16 protein-coding genes are annotated in these 19,479 nt (G+C 64.2%); 3 read left to right on the plus strand and 13 right to left on the minus strand.

The genetic code is table 11. The features are described 5' to 3' along the window. Position 1: 1 nt before the first annotated feature. From IC761_RS27190 to IC761_RS27220, 7 genes are all read right to left on the minus strand, one after another. Positions 2-1,285 carry an acetyl-CoA C-acetyltransferase gene (locus IC761_RS27190; protein WP_195799758.1) on the minus strand — a complete coding sequence of 428 codons (1,284 nt, stop codon included), beginning with the start codon at positions 1,283-1,285 and terminating at the stop codon, positions 2-4. After that, entirely contained in the window at positions 1,285-3,552 is a 2,268-nt protein-coding gene (locus tag IC761_RS27195; protein WP_195799759.1) for an acyl-CoA dehydrogenase, read from the minus strand. The genes IC761_RS27190 and IC761_RS27195 overlap by 1 nt, the downstream gene beginning before the upstream one ends. A gap of 283 nt (positions 3,553-3,835) precedes the next feature. Beyond that, positions 3,836-4,459 carry a flavin reductase family protein gene (locus tag IC761_RS27200; protein WP_195799760.1) on the minus strand — a complete coding sequence of 208 codons (624 nt, stop codon included), beginning with the start codon at positions 4,457-4,459 and terminating at the stop codon, positions 3,836-3,838. Between the two features lie 114 nt (positions 4,460-4,573). Beyond that, positions 4,574-5,173: a TetR/AcrR family transcriptional regulator gene (locus IC761_RS27205; protein WP_195799761.1), complete on the minus strand. Its 600-nt coding sequence runs from the start codon at positions 5,171-5,173 to the stop codon at positions 4,574-4,576. A gap of 33 nt (positions 5,174-5,206) precedes the next feature. Beyond that, positions 5,207-8,344, minus strand: coding sequence for an efflux RND transporter permease subunit (locus tag IC761_RS27210; RefSeq protein ID WP_195799762.1), 3,138 nt, complete (start codon positions 8,342-8,344; stop codon positions 5,207-5,209). Between the two features lie 180 nt (positions 8,345-8,524). Next, on the minus strand, positions 8,525-9,631 hold the full coding sequence (locus tag IC761_RS27215; protein ID WP_195799763.1) for an efflux RND transporter periplasmic adaptor subunit: 1,107 nt from the start codon (positions 9,629-9,631) through the stop codon (positions 8,525-8,527). 241 nt (positions 9,632-9,872) lie between these two features. Continuing rightward, on the minus strand, positions 9,873-11,204 hold the full coding sequence (locus IC761_RS27220; protein ID WP_195799764.1) for an MFS transporter: 1,332 nt from the start codon (positions 11,202-11,204) through the stop codon (positions 9,873-9,875). Positions 11,205-11,284: 80 nt separating this feature from the next. Here IC761_RS27220 and IC761_RS27225 point away from each other — a divergent pair, with 80 nt between their 5' ends. Further along, positions 11,285-11,713, plus strand: a complete 429-nt coding sequence (locus IC761_RS27225; protein ID WP_195799765.1) for a ribosomal maturation YjgA family protein — start codon at positions 11,285-11,287, stop codon at positions 11,711-11,713. On the opposite strand, the gene IC761_RS27230 is transcribed toward IC761_RS27225, so the two are convergent. Next, a complete protein-coding gene (locus tag IC761_RS27230) occupies positions 11,679-12,683 on the minus strand; it encodes a LacI family DNA-binding transcriptional regulator (protein WP_246791324.1) in 1,005 nt (334 codons plus the stop codon). The genes IC761_RS27225 and IC761_RS27230 overlap by 35 nt on opposite strands. Before the next feature lie 135 nt (positions 12,684-12,818). Between IC761_RS27230 and IC761_RS27235 the strand changes: the two genes are divergently transcribed. Further along, on the plus strand, positions 12,819-13,796 hold the full coding sequence (locus IC761_RS27235; RefSeq protein WP_246791325.1) for an NAD(P)-dependent oxidoreductase: 978 nt from the start codon (positions 12,819-12,821) through the stop codon (positions 13,794-13,796). A gap of 15 nt (positions 13,797-13,811) precedes the next feature. Here IC761_RS27235 and IC761_RS27240 read toward each other — a convergent pair whose 3' ends face one another. From IC761_RS27240 to IC761_RS27255, 4 genes are all read right to left on the minus strand, one after another. Continuing rightward, the gene (locus IC761_RS27240; protein WP_195799767.1) at positions 13,812-14,972 is read right to left on the minus strand and encodes a winged helix-turn-helix domain-containing protein; all 1,161 of its coding nucleotides are present in this window, start codon (positions 14,970-14,972) and stop codon (positions 13,812-13,814) included. A 115-nt stretch (positions 14,973-15,087) separates the two neighbouring features. Beyond that, positions 15,088-15,342 carry a hypothetical protein gene (locus tag IC761_RS27245; RefSeq protein WP_195799768.1) on the minus strand — a complete coding sequence of 85 codons (255 nt, stop codon included), beginning with the start codon at positions 15,340-15,342 and terminating at the stop codon, positions 15,088-15,090. A 122-nt stretch (positions 15,343-15,464) separates the two neighbouring features. After that, a complete protein-coding gene (locus IC761_RS27250; protein WP_195804782.1) occupies positions 15,465-15,710 on the minus strand; it encodes a hypothetical protein in 246 nt (81 codons plus the stop codon). 249 nt (positions 15,711-15,959) lie between these two features. Further along, a complete protein-coding gene (locus IC761_RS27255; RefSeq protein ID WP_195799769.1) occupies positions 15,960-17,156 on the minus strand; it encodes a caspase family protein in 1,197 nt (398 codons plus the stop codon). 315 nt (positions 17,157-17,471) lie between these two features. On the opposite strand from IC761_RS27255, the gene IC761_RS27260 reads away from it, so the two are divergent. After that, entirely contained in the window at positions 17,472-18,113 is a 642-nt protein-coding gene (locus IC761_RS27260) for an OmpA family protein (protein ID WP_195799770.1), read from the plus strand. Positions 18,114-18,164: 51 nt separating this feature from the next. Here IC761_RS27260 and IC761_RS27265 read toward each other — a convergent pair whose 3' ends face one another. Continuing rightward, on the minus strand, positions 18,165-19,427 hold the full coding sequence (locus IC761_RS27265; protein ID WP_246791326.1) for a phospholipid carrier-dependent glycosyltransferase: 1,263 nt from the start codon (positions 19,425-19,427) through the stop codon (positions 18,165-18,167). Between the last annotated feature and the right edge of the window lie 52 nt (positions 19,428-19,479).

Below are 19,479 nucleotides of genomic sequence, written 5' to 3' on the forward strand. Positions count from 1 at the left end.
GTCACACCGCCTCGATCAGCATGGCGCCGCCGAGCCCGCCGCCGATGCATTCGGTGGCAACGCCCCGCCGCGTGCCGAGCCGCTTCATCGCGTTGACGAGATGCAGCACGATGCGGTTGCCGGAGGTGCCGACGGGATGGCCGAGCGAGATCGCGCCGCCATCGACATTGAGTTTTTCGCGGTCGATCTCGCCGGCGGCGCCGTCGAGGCCGAGAATCTCGCGGCAGAATTTGTCGTCGTTCCAGGCGGCGAGACAGCCGAGCACCTGGGTGGCGAAGGCTTCGTTCAGCTCCCAGGTTTCGACGTCCTTGATGGTGAGGTTGTTGCGTGCGAGCAGCGGCGTTGCCGACATCACGGGACCGAGCCCCATGATGCTCGGATCGAGCGCGGCCCAGTTGCTGTCGACGATCACGGCCTTTGGCGTCAGCCTATGCTTTGCCACCGCCTCGTCGGAGGCGAGGATCACCCAGGAGGCACCGTCGGTGATCTGCGAGGAATTGCCGGCGGTGACCTGGCCCCAGGGACGCTCGAACACTGGCCGGAGTTTTGCGAGCGTCTCGGTCGTGGAGTCCGGCCGCACGCCATCATCATGATCAAAGAACTTTCCGTCGCGGGAGAATGCTGTCTCGACCTCGCCCTTCAGAAAGCCCGCGCCTTGCGCATGCGCAAGCCGGCGATGGCTTTCGGCGGCGTAGGCATCGGACTGTGCGCGCGTGATGCCGAAAAGATGGCCGACGACCTCGGCGGTCTGGCCCATGTTCAATTCGGTGATGGGATCGGTCAGTCCGCGCTCGAGGCCGATGATCGGCTTGAGATAGCGAGGTCGCAGCCTGAAGGCAGCCGCAAGCTTCGCGGCCACGCCCTTGGCGGTGGCAAGGCCGGCGAACCAGCGCACGCCGGAATTGGGCCAAACCAGCGGCGCGTGGCTGAGCGCCTCGGTACCGCCGGCCAAAATCATGTCGGCATGGCCCTCGCGGATATAGCGGTAAGCCGTGTCGATCGATTGCATGCCGGAGCCGCAATTGATCTGCACGGTGAAGGCGACCATGTCCTCGCCCATGCCGAGCCGGAGCGCCGCGACGCGCGCCGGATTCATCTCGTCGGCGATCACGTTAACGCAGCCGAGGATGACCTGGTCGAAGGTGTCGGGCGAAAACGGCTGGCGCGCCAAGAGCGGCCGGCCGCATTGCACGGCAAGATCGACCGGCGTGAAGGGGCCCGGCCCCGAACGCGCCTTCAGAAACGGCGTCCGGCTGCCGTCGACGATGAAAACCGGTCGTGCCATTAGCTCGCCGCCCTCTGTTCACCGAGTTCCTGGAAGAACTGATGCACGTCGCCGGTTTTCTTGTAAATCGGCGACAGCGCCTCCGGCGCGAAATCATCGACCTCGACGACTTTTTTGACGGCCTCGTGAGCAACTGCAAGCTGTTCGCCCTCGGCCTGCGTGATCACGCCCTTGGCGACCGCCTCCTTCCAGTCACGGATATGCGCGGCGCGCATGCGCTTGGCGATCGCATCGGTGGCCGCCACCAGCTTGAACGCGCGCTCCAGCCGGGCGAAGCCGCCGTCGTCGTCGACATGGGCCATACCTGGCGTGAAGCGGTCGCGCACGGCCGAGGGCTCCAGCACGAGGCTTGCGCATTGGTGCACCACGCGGTCGGAGGGGCCAAGCACGCGGGCGCCAAAGGGCTGGACCACGAGCTTGAGAATGCCGGCGACGAAGCGGTTGGGCAGATTGGCGAGGATTTCCGCCAACCTGTTCTCGATGGTCTTGAAGCCGGACGCCATGCACCATTCGAGCGCGGCAAAGTCCTCCTTCTGCCGGCCCTCGTCTTGCCAGCGTTTCAGCGCGGCCGAGAGCAGATAGAGCTCGGAGAGGATATCGCCGAAGCGCGCCGACAGCATCTCCTTGCGCTTGAGCGCACCGCCGAGCGTGAGCAGCGCCATGTCGGCGCACAGCGCGAAGGCCGATGAATAGCGCGAGAGCTGACGATAGAATTGCGTCGCATCGCCCGCATCCGGTGCCGGCGCAAACATGCCAAAGGTCCAGCTCCGGCCGAAGGCGCGGAACAGGTTCTGAAAACTGTGGCCGACATGTTTCCAGAATACCGTGTCGAAAGCGGTGAGCCCACGCTCGCGATCGGCGTCGGCCAAGGCATTCATCTCGTCGAGCAGATAGGGATGGGCGCGGATAGCGCCTTGGCCGAACACAATGAAATTGCGTGTCAGGATGTTGGCGCCCTCCACCGTGATGCCGACAGGCACGGCGCGATGCAGATTGCCGAGATAGTTTTGCGGCCCGTCGATCACAGCCTTGCCGCCATGAATGTCCATGGCGTCGTCAACCGCGATCCGCATCCGCTCGGTCGCGTGCAGCTTCATGATGCCGGAGATCACGGCGGGATGAATTTCGGCATTCAGCGCCGCGCAAGTGAGCCGCCGCGCCGCGTCGAGCTGGTAGGCGGTGGCAACGATGCGCGCGAGCGGCTCCTCGACGCCCTCGAACTTGGAGATGGAGATGCCGAACTGCTCGCGGATGCGGGCATAGGCACCGGTGGTGCGCGCGGCATAGGCGGCACCTGCCGCCGACAGCGACGGCAGCGAGATACCGCGGCCGGCGGCGAGCGCCGTCACCAGCATCTTCCAGCCCTGCCCGAGGCGCTCCTGGCCGCCAATGACATAGTCCAGCGGAATGAAGACATCGCGGCCCCAGTTCGGGCCGTTCTGGAACACCTGCATCGCCGGCAGATGGCGATGGCCGATCTCGACGCCGGGCAGATTGGTCGGGATCAGCGCAGCGCTGATCCCGAGCTCTTCCTGATCCCCCACGAGGTGGGCGGGATCATAGGCCTTGAAGGCGAGACCCAGCAGCGTCGCGACGGGACCGAGCGTGATGTAGCGCTTGTGCCAGTTGAGCCTGAGGCCTGTGACCTCGCGACCTTCAAAAATGCCCTTGCAGATGATGCCGGTGTCGAGCATCGCGGCGGCGTCGGAGCCGGCCTCGGGGCTGGTAAGGCCGAAGCAGGGAATGTCGCGGCCGTCAGCGAGCCGCGGCAGCCAACGCTCCTGCTGCTCCTTCGTGCCGAAGCGCATCAAAAGCTCTCCGGGCCCGAGCGAGTTCGGCACCATCACGGTGACGGCGGCCGCGATCGAGCGGGTCGAGATCTTGCGCACGATTTCCGAATGCGCGTAGGGCGAAAAGCCGAGGCCGCCAAATTCCTTCGGAATGATCATGCCGAAGAGTTTTTCGCGCTTGATGAAAGACCACACGTCTTGCGGCAGGTCGCGCCATTCCCAAAAAATCTTCCACTCGTCGAGCATGGCGCAGAGCTCGTCGACTGGACCGTTGAGGAAGGCCCGCTCCTCATCGGTGAGCGTCGCCTGCGGCACCTTCAAAAGCTTCCACCAGTCGGGATTGCCGGTGAAGAGATCGGCATCCCACCAGACGTCGCCGGCCTCGATCGCCTCGCGCTCGGTGTCGGACATCGACGGCAGCACGCCGCGCGCCCAGGAGAAGATCGGCTTCGTGATGGTGTCGCGGCGGAAGCTCATGGCGGACCTCATGCATCGGCGCGGTTGTCGGGCATTTTAGCGGAAACTGGCTGGCGCGAGTGAACACTTCGCCTGCAAAAAGAAGCGAATTGACGCGGCCGGGCGGCCGCCCGGACCATAACGGCCGGGGTGTGGGGGCAGTTCCGGGAGGGGATTGGGCTGAATGTCTCCCCACGTCATTCCGGGGCACGCGAAGCGTGAACCCGGAATCCATGCATCCGCAGAAGAATGGATTCCGGGCCCGTGCCTGACGGCGCGCCCCGGAATGACAGTGGGAGCGGGCCTAGTCCGGCCGGACCATCTCGAACATGTTTTCCGGCTTGATCTCGAAATAGTCGCCGCGGCGGCCGGCGCGCACGATCGGGCGGGCGGCGGCGGTCTGATAGACGCCGTCCTTGATCATGGCCTTGTCGATGTGGACGGCGACGACCTCGCCGAGCGTCAGCCAGGCGTCGGCCTCCTTGCCGTTGGCGCCCTTGAGGCGGACGATGTCGGAGACCTTGCACTCGAAGGCGACCGGGCTCTCACCGACCCGCGGCACGTTGACGAGCTTGCCGGGCACAGCGGTCAGCCCCGCGATCTCGAACTCGTCGACCTCGGGCGCAACATGCGCGGCGGTCGCGTTCATGTGCTTGGCGAGATCCATGGTGGCGAGATTCCAGACGAACTCGCCGGTCTGCTGGATGTTCTCGACCGAGTCCTTCCAGTGGGTGGAAGAGAAGCCGATGATCGGCGGCACGTAGCAGAAGGCGTTGAAGAAGCTGTAGGGTGCGAGATTGACGTGGCCCTTGGTGTCGCGGGAGGAGATCCAGCCGATCGGCCGTGGCGCGATGATGGCATTGAAGGGATCGTGCTTGAGGCCGTGGCCCTTGGAGGGCTCGTAGAAGTGGAGGTCTTTATCGATCACGCGAGGTCTTCCCTGATCCTGGTAGCCCGCCAGCGCAACGCTGAACCATCCCGGATTGCGCCTCGCTCCATCCGGGCTCCGTCAGCCTGCTTATAGGAGAAATTCCAGCGCCCGTCAGTGGCGCGGCGACAGACCCGCGATGACGAAATCGATCATCTGGTCGATGGTCGGGCCCGGCTTGGTGGCGCACTGGGCGATCATCTGGGGGTGGAAGAAGCGCATCATCGCGGTGCAGGCGCACATGGAGGCCAGCTCCAGGTCCGGGGCCTCGAACTCGCCGGAGGCCGCACCCTGCGCGATCATCTGGCCGATCGAGGTGGTGATCAGCTCCATATGGGCGACACAGACCTCCCAGTCCTCCTGCATCGCGATCTCGACCATCTCATGCAGCTTGTTGTCGCCGACATAACGCTCGGTGTTCATGCGATGGATGGTGGTGAGCAGCTCGCGGAATCGCTCCAGCACCGGACCGGGCTTGGCCACGATCCGCTGTGCCTCGAGCTCGACCTCGCCCATCAGCGAACGGGCCACCGCCTGGTGAATCGCCTTCTTCGATTCGAAGAAGCGATAGACGTTGGCGGGGCTCATCCTGAGCTCCTTGGCGATGTCGCCGACCGTGGTCTTCTGATAGCCGATCAGGCGGAACAGCCGCTCGGCCACCTCGAGGATACGGTCCCGGGTGTCGCCTTCGATATGTTCCGAAATCAGGGCCATCAGTCAGGACTCGTTCGTCAGTAGTCTTCTCACTTATTCAGCCGCTTCAGCAAGCGGAATTGCTGAATGGTCATCGCTGCCATGCTGCGACGCAGCAGGCTGTTCGGGCGTACCAGCCTCGTCCAGGCTCTTCCTGAACCACAGGGCATAGAGGCCCGGCAGGTACAGAAGCGTCAGGAATGTCGCGACGAACAGGCCACCCATGATCGTGATCGCCATCGGGCCCCAGAAAGCCGAGCGCGACAGCGGGATCATGGCGAGAATCGCGGCGAGCGCCGTGAGGACCACCGGGCGGGCGCGGCGGACGGTCGCTTCCACGATCGCCTCGCGGCGGGTCAGGCCGTGGGACACGTCGGTTTCGATCTGATCGACCAGGATCACCGTGTTGCGCATGATCATGCCGGCGAGCGCGATCAGGCCGAGCAGCGCCACGAAGCCGAACGGGGCGTTGGCCACGTTGAGGCCGAGCGAGGCACCGACGATGCCGAGCGGTGCGGTCAGGAACACCAGGAACAGGCGCGAGAAGCTCTGGAGCTGAATCATCAGCAGCGTCAGCATCACCATGACCATCAGCGGGAAGAGGATGAAGATCGAGGCGTTGCCCTTGGCGGATTCCTCGAACGCGCCGCCCGGCTCGATGCGATAGGCCGGCTCGAGGCTGTCCTTGATGGCCTGGAGTTTGGGCGTGATCTGGTTGGTGACGTCGGGCGCCTGCACGCCGTCGATAACGTCGGAGCGCACGGTGATCGCCATGTCGCGGTTGCGCCGCCACATGATCGGCTCCTCGTGGGAGTACTCGATCTTGGCGATCTGCTGGAGTGGTACGGCCACGCCGTTCTTCGAGGTGATGGTGAGATCGCCGACGCCGCCGAGGTCGAGGCGCTCGGACGGGACCGCGCGGGCGACCACGCCGACCTTCTCGATGCCGTCGCGGATGGTCGTGACCTGCGCGCCGGAGATCAGCAACGACAGCGCCTGCGACACGTCCTGCGGGGTCAGGCCCATGGCACGGGCGCGATCCTGGTCGACGACCAGCTTGAGGTAGGGCGACTGCTCGTTCCAGTCGAGCTGGACGTCCTTGACGTTCTTGTTCTCGCGCATGACGTCGCGGACCTGGTAGGCGATCTCGCGCACCTTGTTGGCGTCGGGACCGATCACGCGGAACTGCACGGGGAAACCGACCGGCGGACCGAAATTGAAGCGGTCGACGCGCACGCGTGCTTCCGTCAGCATGCCGTCGGCAACCGCACCCTCGATCTTGGCCTTGACGCGCTCGCGTGCCTCGACGCCCTTGGCGACGATGACGATCTCGGCAAAGGCCTCGTTCGGCAACTGCGGATTGAGGCCGAGCCAGAAGCGCGGCGAGCCCTGGCCGACATAGGCGGTATAGGTCTCGATATCCTTGTCGTCCTTGAGCAGCGTCTCGGCCTTCTTCACTGCCTTCTCGGTGACGTTGAAGGCAGTGCCCTCGGGCAGGCGCAGCTGGAGGAACAGCTCGGGCCGCTCCGACAGCGGGAAGAACTGCTGCTGGACGTGGCCGAAGCCGACGATCGAGGCGATGAACACGCCGACGGTCGCGACCACCACCGTGATGCGGTGGTTGACGCACCATTGCACGATGGCGCGCAGGCCACGGTACATACGGGTCTCGTAGACCGCATGCGGATCGTGATTGTGGTGTGCCTTCAGCTCCGGCAGCAGCTTGACGCCGATATAGGGCGTGAAGATCACCGCGACGAACCAGGAGGCGACCAGCGCGATCGCCACGATCCAGAAGATGCTGCCGGCATATTCGCCGACCGCGGAATTGGCAAAGCCGATGGGGAGGAAGCCAGCGGCCGTGACCAGCGTTCCCGTGAGCATCGGAAACGCAGTGGATTCCCAGGCAAAGGACGCCGCGCGCATGCGGTCCCAGCCCTGCTCCATCTTCACCACCATCATCTCGACCGCGATGATGGCGTCATCCACGAGAAGACCGAGCGCGATGATCAGCGCACCCAGCGTGATGCGGTGCAGGTCGAGCGACATGGTGTTCATGACGATGAAGACGATGCCGAGCACCAGCGGCACAGACATCGCGACCACGATGCCGGTGCGCCAGCCGAGGGCCAGGAACGAGACGAACAGCACGATGACGAGCGCTTCCATGAAGGAGTGCACGAACTCGCCCACCGCATGCTCGACCACCTTGGGCTGGTCGGCGATCAGGTTGACGTCGATGCCCTGCGGCACGGCCTTCATGAATTCGGCGGTCGCCTTCTCGACGTCCTTGCCGAGCTCGAGGATGTTGGCGCCCTTGGCGGTGACGACGCCGATGCCGATCGCGGCCTTGCCTTCCTGGCGCACGACGAAGCTCGGCGGATCGACATAGCCATGGGTGACGGTGGCGATATCGCCGAGGCGGAACACGCGGCCATTGCTCTCGACCGGGGTCTCGGCCACCGCCTTGGCGCCGTCGAGCGCACCGGTGACGCGCAGCGGCACGCGCTGCGACGAGGTCTCGACCGTGCCGGCCGGCGTCACGTTGTTCTGCTTGGCAAGCGAATCGAACAGCGCCTGCGGCGTGATGCCCAGCGTGGCGAGCTTGGCGTGGCTGAACTCGACGAAGATGCGCTCATCCTGGTTGCCATACATGTCGACCTTGGTCACGCCCGGCACCTTGAGGAGGCGCTGGCGGAAACCTTCGGCGACCTTCTTGAGCTGAGCATAGTCAGCGCCGTCGCCGGTCATCATGTAGAGGATGGAATCGACGTCGGAGAACTCGTCGTTGACGACGGGTCCGAGAATGCCGGAGGGCAGCTGGCCCTGCACGTCGACCAGCTTCTTGCGCAGCAGATAGAACAGATACGGCACGTCCTTGGGCGGCGTGGAATCGCGGAAGGTGACCTGGAGCGCGGTGAAGCCGGGCTTCGAATAGGTCTGCACCTTCTCGAAATAGGGCAGCTCCTGGATCTTCTTCTCGATGGGATCGGCGACCTGCGCCTGCATCTCCTGCGCGGTCGCGCCCGGCCACAGCACCGAGACGTTGACCACCTTCACCGTGAAGAACGGATCCTCGGCGCGACCGAGCTTCTGATAGGAGAAGAAGCCGGCGACGCCGAGCACGAGCATCAGGAACAGGACCAGCGTCGGATGGCTGACGGCCCAGGCCGAAAGGTTGAAGCGCTTCATCGCTCTCTCCGAAAAGACGATCCAATTGCCGAAACGACAGCCACTCTGTTCAAGGCGTCGTCGCGAGGCAGCGAAGCAATCCAGGGGGCTGGGCAGGTTCTGGATCGCTTCGCCGCTTCAGCCTTCGCATTTGCGCTTGGGCCGAAACTCACCTCACACGACGTAACGCGTAAGAAACACTCAGAACGACAGTGACGACACGATCCGAACCTTCTGGCTCGGATCAAGCTTCTGCACGCCGAGGGCGACGATCTTGGCACCCTCTTCGACACCGCTGGTGACGACGACGTCGTTGCTCTCGTAAGACTTCACCACGACCGGCTTCAGCGCGACCGCGCCATTGTCGTCGACGACGTAGAAGGACGGCTTGCCGCCTTCGTTGAACAGCGCCGACAGTGGCAGCCGCGCGACGCGCTCGGTTGCGGCATCCGACAGCGTCAGCGTCGCGGTCATGCCGAGTGCGACCTTGTCGTCGGCTTCGGGCAGCGAGAATTTTGCGAGATAGGTGCGCGTGGCGGAGTCCGCTGTGGGCGCGATCTCGCGCAGCTTGGCCGTATATTTCTTGCCCGGCTCCGACCAAAGAGTGACGCTGGCGGCGCCCGACTTGGCACGTCCGACCAGCGTCTCAGGGATCGCGACGACCGCTTCCTTCTCGGCAAAGCGGGCGACGCGGATCGAGGTCTGGCCTGCGGCAACGACCTGGCCGGGCTCGATCAGCGTTGCGGTGACGACGCCACGGGCGTCGGCGTTGAGCGTCGCGTAGGAAAGGGAGTTCTTGGTCAGCTCGACCGAGCGGACGGCGCGGTCGAGGCGCGCGCGGGCCTCGTCGGCGGCGGCGCGGCTCGAATCCATCGCCGCATCCGTGGTCCAGCCCTTGGCTTTCAGATCCTTGGCACGCTGCTCGGCAGCGGCGGCCTGCGCCAGCACACCGGTCGCGGCGGTCTGCTCGGCGACGGCCTGCTCAGCCTGGAGTTTCAGATCGACCTCATCGAGGGTGGCGAGTGGCTGGCCGATCTCGACGGTCTGGCCGACTTCCACCAGGCGTTTCGCAACTTTACCCGCGACTCGGAACCCCAAGTCACTCTCGATCCGGGGCCTGACCGTACCCACGAAGCTGCGCTCCGGGGTCTCGGCATCATAATGGGCGGTCGCGACCAGGACCGGCCGCGGCGGCTCGGCTTTTTGCGCCACGGTATCGTTGCATCCGGCCAGGGAGGCTGCCATCAGGGCCAGCGACACACCTGCCAAGAGCCTGGAATAGCTCGACAAAACGGACCGGACGAACATCGGAAGACACTCCTGCGGCTGCGATGAGAGGAATGTCAACTAATCACTGATAAAAGTCAATAATCGTCAGTCATCAGGAAAGCGTGATCGTTAAGGGGTGGTAACCCCTCTCTATCGCCCTGGCGAAAGCCAGGGCCCATTACCCCGGAAGTCGATTATCTTGAGAGAACGTCTCCCCGCGTGCCCCAAGAGGAGCCGCGGGATATGGGCCCTGGCTTTCGCCAGGGCGACATCTGAGCAGCTACCGCCCCTGTTCGACGAACTCGTGCTTGGTCTCGTGGCCACCCACGAACACCAGGATGCCGGCGATAAGGGGCAACACGGCAAGCACCAGAAGTCCCGTCGAGGTCTGACCGGTGGCTTCCTTGACCCAGCCGATCAGATACGGTCCGCCGAAGCCCGCGAGATTGCCGATCGAGTTGATCAGCGCGATGGCTCCGGCCGCGGCCGTGCCGGAGAGCCAGGAGGTCGGCAAGGTCCAGAACACGCCGAAGACACAGAACACGCCGATTGCGGCGAAGGTCAGCGCCACCATCGTCATGGCGGGATCGGTGAGATAGCTGGAGATCGCGAGGGCAATCGCGATCAGGATCATGGGCGCGCCGACATGCATCACGCGCTCGCGTGTGGCGTCGGAATGCCGGGCCCACAGGATCATCGCAATGGTGCCGAACACATAGGGGATCGCGGTGACGAAACCGGTCTGGGCATTGCTGAGACCAAAGGCTTTCACGATCTGCGGCAGCCAGAACTGCATGCCGTAGAGCGCGCCGACGAAACCGAAATAGATCAGGCTCAGCATGATCACCTTCGGTGAAGACAGCGCTTCGCCGAGCGTCAGATGCTTCACGGCCTGCTTGGCGGCGATCTCGGAATCGAGCCGCCCCTTGAGCCAGGCCTTCTGCTCGGCCGAGAGCCAGTCTGCCTTCTCCGGCTTGTCAGTGAGATAGAACCAGGTGACGATGCCGAGCAGCACCGAGGGGATGCCCTCGAGGATGAACAGCCACTGCCAGCCTTTGAGGCCCATCGCGCCGTCGAGCCCGAGCAGCAGGCCCGAGACCGGCGCGCCGATCACGGTCGAGATCGGCACGGCGACGGCGAAAGCCGCGAGGAAGCGGGCGCGATATTCGGCTGGATACCAATAGGTGAGATAGAGGATGATGCCTGGGAAGAAGCCGGCCTCGGCGACGCCGAGCAGGAAGCGCAGGACGTAGAAGCTCGTCGTGCCGCTCACCAGCGCCATCAGCGCCGAGATGATGCCCCAGGTCACCATGATGCGGGCAATCCAGCGGCTCGCGCCGAACTTCTCCAGCGCCAGATTGCTCGGCACCTCGAAGATGAAATAGCCAATGAAGAAGATGCCGGCGCCCCAGGAGAAGATCAGCGGCGTGAACTTCAGCTCCGCGTTCATGGTCAGCGCGGCGAAGCCGAGATTGACGCGGTCGAGATAGGAGAAGAAGTAGGCCAGCACAAGAAACGGAATCAGGCGCCAGGAGATGGCGCGGATGGTCGAGGTCTCGATTTCCGACCTGGCAGCGCCGGCGGAACCGGCATAGGTCGTGGTCTGGCTCATGGCTTCCCCCTTGGGTTGTTGCTTTTATGGGCTGAGGGGCGGTTTTCAGCATCGCGGGCGAAGAGTCAATGGAGCGAGCAATGCGCGGGGCGCAACCAGACAAATCGATTGCGCCGCTCCGGACATCGCTGCTCCGCGCCGCCCTCGCGCTGGTCGTGATCGCCTGCGGCCTGTCCCTGCGCTGGTACGGTTTTCCGCTCGGCCTTCCCGCGTTCGTGGTGAAGTATGGCGGCTCGTTGTTGTGGGCGACGATGGTGCTTTTGCTGGTCGGGGTTCTGCTGCCGCGGCTAACTCGGACGCAGATTGCCGCCATCGCGGCCGCGATTGCGATCGTGGTGGAGTTCTCCCGGCTGGTGCATGCGCCGTGGCTGGACGCGTTCCGGCTGACAACCGCCGGCGCGCTGCTGCTGGGGCGCATCTTCTCGCTGTGGAATTTGGTGGCGTATGCGGCCGGGATTGCGATTGGCCTTTGGCTCACTTCGCAAACGGCCGGCTCGACCCGCGAATGATCAGCTCCGTCGGCACGGTGAGACCACGACCGCGCTCGATCTCGTCGCCTCGCATCCGCTCCAACAGCATGGTCGCGGCATGGCGGCCCATCGCCGCCAGATCCCACGCGATCGCCGTAATCGGCGGCGTGTGCAATTCGGCGAGGTCGGAGTCGCTGCCGGCCACCACTGAAATCCGATCGCCGACGGCAAGGCCCATCGTCCGTAACGCGCGCAGGCAGCCGCCCAGCATGTCCATCGCAGCGACGAAGAGGGCCGTCGGCGGATCGGCGAGGCTCATGAGCGAGGCCGTGGCCCGATAGACGTCTTCGCTCGATAGCACATCGTCGCGCAGCAGCCGTGGATCCGGCGCGATGCCGGCCGCCGCATACGCCGCACGAAATCCCTCCACACGGCTTCGGGACGGAAAGGCCTTGGTATCGCCGACCAGCATGGCGATGCGCCGGTGTCCGAGACCGAGCAGATGGCCCGTTGCGAGGCGCGCGCCCTCGCGATGATCGGCCGTGACGCGATCGAGCGCCTCGATGCGATCGCGGTCGATGAGCAGGACCGGCATCGCCGCCTCCGACAATGCCCCGCGCACGTCCTGGTGCTGCTCGTCGCTCAACGTCATCATCACGCCGTCCACCCGGCGCCTGCGGAAGGCGCGGAGCAGGGCGATCTCGACGTCGGGGCGATTGGTCGTGCTCGCCAGCAGCAGGGTGTAACCGGCCTCGCGCAGGACCGCTTCGGCCTCCTTGATGAACAGCGCGAAGCGCGGGATGTCGAAATCGCGAATGATGCAGGCGACGAGCCGCGACCGTCCCGCACGCATGCTCTGGGCCGTGACATCGAGCTCATAGCCAAGATGCGCCATGGCCCGTTCGACGCGCTCGCGCAGCTCGGGCGTCACCGTCGGATGATCGTTGAGCACGCGGGATACGGTGCCGACCGCGACGCCAGCCTCCCGGGCGACGTCTCTGACTTTCACGGTTTGCGATCGACGGGCGTGTAACGGCATGCCATTTTATGAACCGGTTCATCAATCCAGGCAAGCTTGTGCGTTTACATTTGCCGCATATTTGGTCAGTCCGCATCCTAGCTACCTTCAAAAGCTGAAGCCAAAATGAACCGGTTCATTGACACCACGCCAGAACCCGGCACAATGGCCCTCGGCGGTGAAACGCCGCGCGAGGAGACCTCATCCATGCCGCAGCCCAAGATCGCCTTTGTTGGATTTGGCGAAGCCGCACGATGCTTTGCGACGCATCTGACGGCCCGGATCGGTACGCCAATGGTCGCGTTCTGTCAGGGCAAGATCAACATGCCGCCCTACTCCGAGGCCTTTCGAGCGCTGGCCGCCGGTTGCGGCGTCACGCTGGTCGGACGGCTCGAGGATCTGTCGGAGGCGGACGTGATCTTTTCCGCCGTGGTCGTCGCCGTCGCGGCCGAGACAGGCGAGGCCATCTCCAGGATCGTGCGTCCGGGCTCTCTCGTGGTGGACATCAACGCGGCGACCCCGCGCACGAAAAAACGTGTCGCCGAAGCCGTGGAGGCGCGCGGCGGCGTGTTCGCGGATGCGAACCTGATGGGCTCTGTCGACCTCTACGGCGCAGCAGTCCCGCTCTATGCGTCCGGCAGCGGCGCCGCACGCTTCGCGGAGGTTTTCGAGCCACTCGGCTTTCGCATCGAAGTGGCCGGTCCCGAAGCCGGAACGGCTGCCGCCGTGAAGATGCTGCGGAGCGTGGTGACGAAGGGCATGGAGGCGCTGCTGATCGAGGCGCTGACTGCTGCAACGCTCGCGGGCGTGCGCGAGGAAACGCTGCGCGGGCTTTGCGCGTCGATGGATGCCACCACGTTCAGCAAGTTCCTGGACATGTGCGTCCGCTCCGACGTGCTGCATGCCGAGCGCCGCGCCGTGGAAATGGACGGCGTGGCGGCGGGCCTGCGGGAACTGGGCTTCAATCCCCTGATGACCACGGCCACGACAGAGCGACTACGGGCCTCCGCGCAGCTAGGCTTGCGGGAGGAGTTCGCGCGGCGCTCCGGCTATTCGGCCGACGAGGTGCTGGACCGGTATGCGCACAGGCTGTCCGGGCGTTGAGACGAGCTGGGTCGCTTACTCCGCCAATTGAAACCGCTCGAAGCGATCGAGCTCGTCCTCGATCTTCTGCTTCAGCTCCTTGCGCCCCGCCGTCTTCTTGCCGCTGCCGATCCAGGTCCATTTCTGCATCAACAGCTTTTTGCCCTGCCGATCGGTCTTGAGATCGAGCGCGGCGACGAACTCGTCGCCGACCAGCACGGGGAGCGCGAAATAGCCGAGCTTGCGCTTGGCCTTCGGCACATAGGCTTCGAACAGATGGTTGTAGCCGAAGATGAGATTGGTGCGCTTGCGCTGGATGATCAGGGGATCGAACGGCGAGAGGATGTGGACCAGATCCGGTGGCACCTCGGCAGGCATGAGCGCCGCCGGCTGCGCCCAATGCTCCTGCTTACCGGCGCCGTCGAGAGTGACCGGGGCCAGTTCGCCGCGGCGGACGCGTGCGGCGATGAGCGCTGCCACTGCCTTCTTGCTCGGCGCGTCGAGATGACAGATCGAATCGAGGCTCACCAGGCCTTGCGACCGCAATGCACGATCGAGCAGATAGGCCGTGATCTCCTTCCCTGAAGCCGGCGTCGGCAGCTTGTCCCAGCCGAAATGCCGCGTCATCAGCTCATAAGTCTTGAGCATGCCCTGGCGCTCGCTCACCGTCGCGACGCCGGTATAGAAGGCGAGCTGCAAGGCCCGCTTCGAGGGTTTTCGGCTCTGCCACAAATGCTCCTTTTCGGTAAGCACGTCATCCTCGATATCGCGGATCGTCAGCGGGCCGGCGCGCAGGAGCCGCATCACCTTGCGCGTGTCGGCTGGCGTGACCGATGCGTACCATTTGTGCCCATCGCGGCGGTGCTCGCGCATCGCCGGCAGGAAGAAGCGAAAATCGTTCGACGGAACGTAGGACAGCGCATGCGTCCAGTATTCGAACACGCTCTTGTCCACGCTCTGGGCCTGGCGCAGATCGGCGCGGCGGTAGGACGGGATGCGACTGAACAGGATGTGGTGATGGCAGCGCTCAATCACGTTGATCGTGTCGATCTGCACATAGCCGAGATGGGCGATCGCATCCGCCACGGCAGCCGCGCCCTCCCCGAACGGCGCGCGCACGTCCAGCCGCTGGGCACGCAGCCAGATCTGCCGGGCCTGTGACGTTGAGAGCGGAAGGGGCTTTGGCGCGCGGGACATTGCGGGAGGGAATGTAGCGAGATTCGCGCCGGGAAAAACACACCGACGCAGGCCCACAAAAGAAAATGCCGCGCTGCCATCTGCTGACAGCGCGGCCAGATGAAGTGGCCGCGGCCTACTTCATCATCATCGCCTTCTGCGCCTTCATATAGTGCATGCAGCTGCTCTTCATCTTGCCATTGCTCATGTCGGTGTTGGCCATGGCCATTTCCTTGTTCGCGGCTGTCTTGCCGGCCGTGTCGGCGGGGCCGGTCATCATAGCCATCGATTTCATCATGTTATCGCTGGTGCACGCCATCATCGCGGCGGATGCGGGTGAAACGGACAGAGCTAACGCGACAAAGGCTGCGGCGGTGAGCAAGGTCTTCATCGAAAAGTCTCCTCAAGTAAAACGAAACCGGCGTCATGCCGGCCTTCGCAATTACGTATTCTCTCGCGCTGACGTTTCGCGGAGAAGACAATTTTCTTGCTGCGGTGCGAAGGTGGACGAGCTCAGCGGCCGTCCTTCGGCACCCTGGGCCGTTCGCTGAGGCTGCCGGTGGCGATGTCGGGCTCGCAGGAGGCCTTGCCGCGCCCCTCGGCCTGGCAGCGGTAGACGCTGCCGGTGAGGCGATCGACCAGCCACATATTCTCGTCAGTCGGACCTTCGAGACCGACATAACGGGACGAGAGTCCCGTGATCAGCGTCGAGAGCAGGATCGCCACCGCGATCATCGCCGCGCCGATATAGACGGGCATGGCGCTGAGGAACACAGTCCGATCCGGCGGGCCGCTGCGATAAGACTGGTAGTCGCTTGGCCTCGGCACTGGACGGAACTCGGCTCCCCTCGTCGGTTGGCGGTGAAGAATTCTGCTAGGCGCGCATCTGGCCGATTTCTTGTTCGCGAGCGGGCCATGCGGCGACCGCTTTGCGACGATCGGTGTGCGCAGGTTTCCAATGCAAAAGCGGCCCGGATCGGACCGCTTCGCGCATCGTGGTTAGCCAGATCAGCGTCCGAACAGGCCGCCCACCATGTGGCCCAACATAGCGCCACCCAAGCCGTCACCAAAGCCGCCACCTCCGCCGCCACCGCCACCGCCTCCGCCGCCGTACGAGCGGCGGCTACCGCCGCTGGAAGCGCGGCGACGCACCGGCTCATCGTCGGAGTCGTTGGACGCACTGGAGCGGGCCGGCTTCGTGACGGTCGGCCGATCGACGGCGGTGGCGTTGCGCGTGGTCGTGGAGGAATTGGCCTTGATCGCAGCGATGCGGGCCAGCGCCAGCGACTTGAAGGTGCCGTTGGGATAGCTGGTCAGGTAAGCGTTGAGCTCCTCGACCTTGTTGCTGTCCTTGACCGAGCGCCAGTACTCGAGCTCAACGTCGCTGGCCTGGGCCACGACCACCGGCGCTGCGCCGGCAACGGCTGCGGGCGTCGCGGTCGGATTGAGGTAGACCGCGCCGGTGAGATTGGTGTGGCCCCACGGCAACTGCGTCTTGTTCGTCTCGTAATTGACTTGGGCGCGGACCTTGGTCATGGCCTGCTGGATCTCGACGCCGGGGGAAGCGATGTTGGCGACGAGCGCGCGGGTAAAGGGGCTGTTGGTGCCGGCGTCACCATCGAGCGCGGTCTGGCCCGGTCCGGTCGCAAACGCGATAAGCGTGCCTTCGCCGGACTTCATCTCGGCAAGTCCGCTTGCAACCGTGACCGAGCGCGTCGCCTTGGCGGAACGGATCTTTGCGGCAAAGGGATTGTCGCGGCAGGCATCGAGGAACACCAGTTTCACCTTGGCATCGGCCATGGTCTGGTCCAGCGTGACATCGACATTGATCGCCGCGCCGAGCTTGACGTCCATCTCGGATTTGAGGTCGGCATCGATCGGCAGCAGATAGTTGGTGCCGTTTACTGCGATGCCGTGGCCGGCATAGAAGAACACCGCCACGTCGGCGCCTTCGCTCTTCTTGCCGAATTCGATCAGCTTCGCCGTCATGGCGTCGCGCGTAAGGTTCGCACCCTCCACCACGTCGAAGCCGACATTGCGCAGCACCTGCGCCATCGACCTGGCGTCGATCGCAGGATTGGGAAGCTGCGGGACATTCGTATAAGCGGCGTTGCCGACCACGAAGGCGACCCGCTTGTCGGCTTGCGCCGCGTTGCCGGTGAAGACGAGGGCCGCGAAGGCCGCTGCCGCGATCAGAAAGCGCATGGTCTTTTTCCTCGGATCCAGAACCATCGATGGCTGGACTCTGATCGCTTCCTTTCAGGAGGGATGTGACCTAAATCACGCAAGGATTGCGGCGGTCCGAACCGGCGCCAAAATGGGCACGACCCCTGCTATTCGCGCGGGAGGGGTGCCGGCCGGCCGGTTTGGAACGAGCTCCCAGAATTCCCGCGAAATGCGCTAGAATGGGCTCGGAAACCCGCAATTTCCAACGTGACGAGCATCACATCGGAGCATTTGAACCTGGCCTATGCTCGCAGCATCAAATCGCCATCAGGCGTAAACAGCGAGGATACGACAATGACCCATTTCAATAAGTTTTTTGGACTGAAGGCGATCACGCTCACGGCCGCTCTGTCGTTGACGGCGGGTCTGGCTTTCGCTGGCGACAACAACATCACGTCGAGCCAGATCGTGGATGCCTTGAAGCCGAAGACCGTGACCCGCGGCCTGTCCGTCGGGCCGCAGACCGATCCGACGGTGCAGGCCAAGGAAGCTGCCTTCCTGAACACCGTGCGCAACCGGCAGACCCGTTCGCTCTCGATGAACGAGCGCGATCAGATCGCCGAGCTCGCCGCAACCAAGCCGAACATCGATCTGGAGATCCAGTTCGACTACAACTCGGCCGACATCGCCAAGACCTCGGTGTCGTCGGTGCAGGCGCTCGGCAAAGCGCTGTCCGATCCGTCCTTGAAGGGCTCGACCTTTGTGGTCGCCGGCCACACCGACGCGGTTGGCGGCGATGAGTACAATCAGGGCCTCTCGGAACGTCGCGCCGATACGATCAAGAAGTACCTGGTGCAGAACTACGGCCTCAACGGCAACGAGCTCGTCACCGTCGGCTATGGCAAGACCAAGCTGAAGGACACCGCGAATGGCGCCGACCCCATCAACCGTCGCGTCCAGGTCGTGAACATGGAGACCAAGACGGCGTCCAAATGATCGCCGCAACCGACAAGCCGCCTGCCCGCAACGGCAGGCGGCTTTCCGTTGTCAGATCCAGCTCTGAAACAGCATCAGCCGGTTGAAGGCCTGCATCGAGGTGCCGATGAAGGCCGCCGAGATCGGCAGCATCACCGTAAAGCCGATCGCGGCGGCGCCGACATAGGCCCACAACAGCCAGCGCGGCAGCCCCTCTCTTCGCAGCACATAGACGAGCGCAAGCGACGCCGCGGTTCCGGCCGGCAGATAGTAATAGATGAAGCCGAGCGTCCGCGGCAGCAGCGCCCAGGCGAGCCAGGGACCCAGATAGAACGCTGCGATCAGGAACGCGTCCCATCGCCGCGCGACGACGAAATCACGCAAGACGACCACAAGCGCGAGCAGCGCTGGCCACAACACCAGCGGATTGCCGAGAAAGACGATCGCGGCGACGTTGTCTTCGGCGGTCTTGTCGAACAGGAACCACACCGGGCGCGCCAGCAACGGCCAGGACGGCCACGAGCTCATATAGGTGTGGCCGGCGATCGCGGTCGTGGTGTTGTCGGCCAAGATCCGGCGCTGCGCCTCGATCAGATCCGAAAGCGAGAACCCGTAAAGAGGAACGAAGGCTGCAAGATAGGTCACCGCCGGCAGCACCAGGAAGCAGAGCGCAACATGGTGCAGTCGAAAATCGGGCCAGAGGTCAGGCCGGTACCAGTCGCCCGGCCTCGCATCCGCAAACAGCGTGCGCCAGCTCTGCATCAGGCGGACAATTGCAACGATGACGATGCAGACGCCGAGCGGGAACAGGCCGTTCCATTTGCAGGCTGCGGCAAGGCCAAACAACGCGCCCGCGATCGCGAACAGCGCATGCGGCCGTTCTCTCCGAAAGCCGTGCATGAAGGCGGCGGTCGCGAGCAGACTGAGGCCGAGCGCAAAGATGTCGAGCATCGCAATGCGCGACTGCACGTAGAGCATCTGGTTGAAGGCCGCGATCAGCGCGGCCGCGATTGCAGGTCCCTGCGCGGAGAACAGCGCGAGTCCGCAGAGATAGATCGCGACGATCGCGAGCGCGCCGAACAATGTCGACGGATAGCGCCAGCCGAACGCGGTGTCGCCGAAGGCAGCGATCGATGTCGCGATCAGCTCCTTCGCCAGCGGTGGATGCATCGGATTGAGCATCGGTTGTGATGGCGTGAATCCCAGCATCTGCCGCGCGGCCGGCACATAGTGCACTTCATCGAAGACGAACTTCTCCGGCGCGGTCAGGCCGATCAGCAGCGCGAGATGCGCGATCAGGAAAATCGCGACGGCGATCACTGCGCTCCGCGACATCTTCGGAACTGCGGATAATTCGAGTGGATGCTGTGGGGCTATCTTGCGTGGC

Origin of the sequence: Bradyrhizobium commune (assembly GCF_015624505.1) — a bacterium.
In the GTDB taxonomy this organism is placed as follows: Bacteria; Pseudomonadota; Alphaproteobacteria; order Rhizobiales; family Xanthobacteraceae; genus Bradyrhizobium; species Bradyrhizobium commune.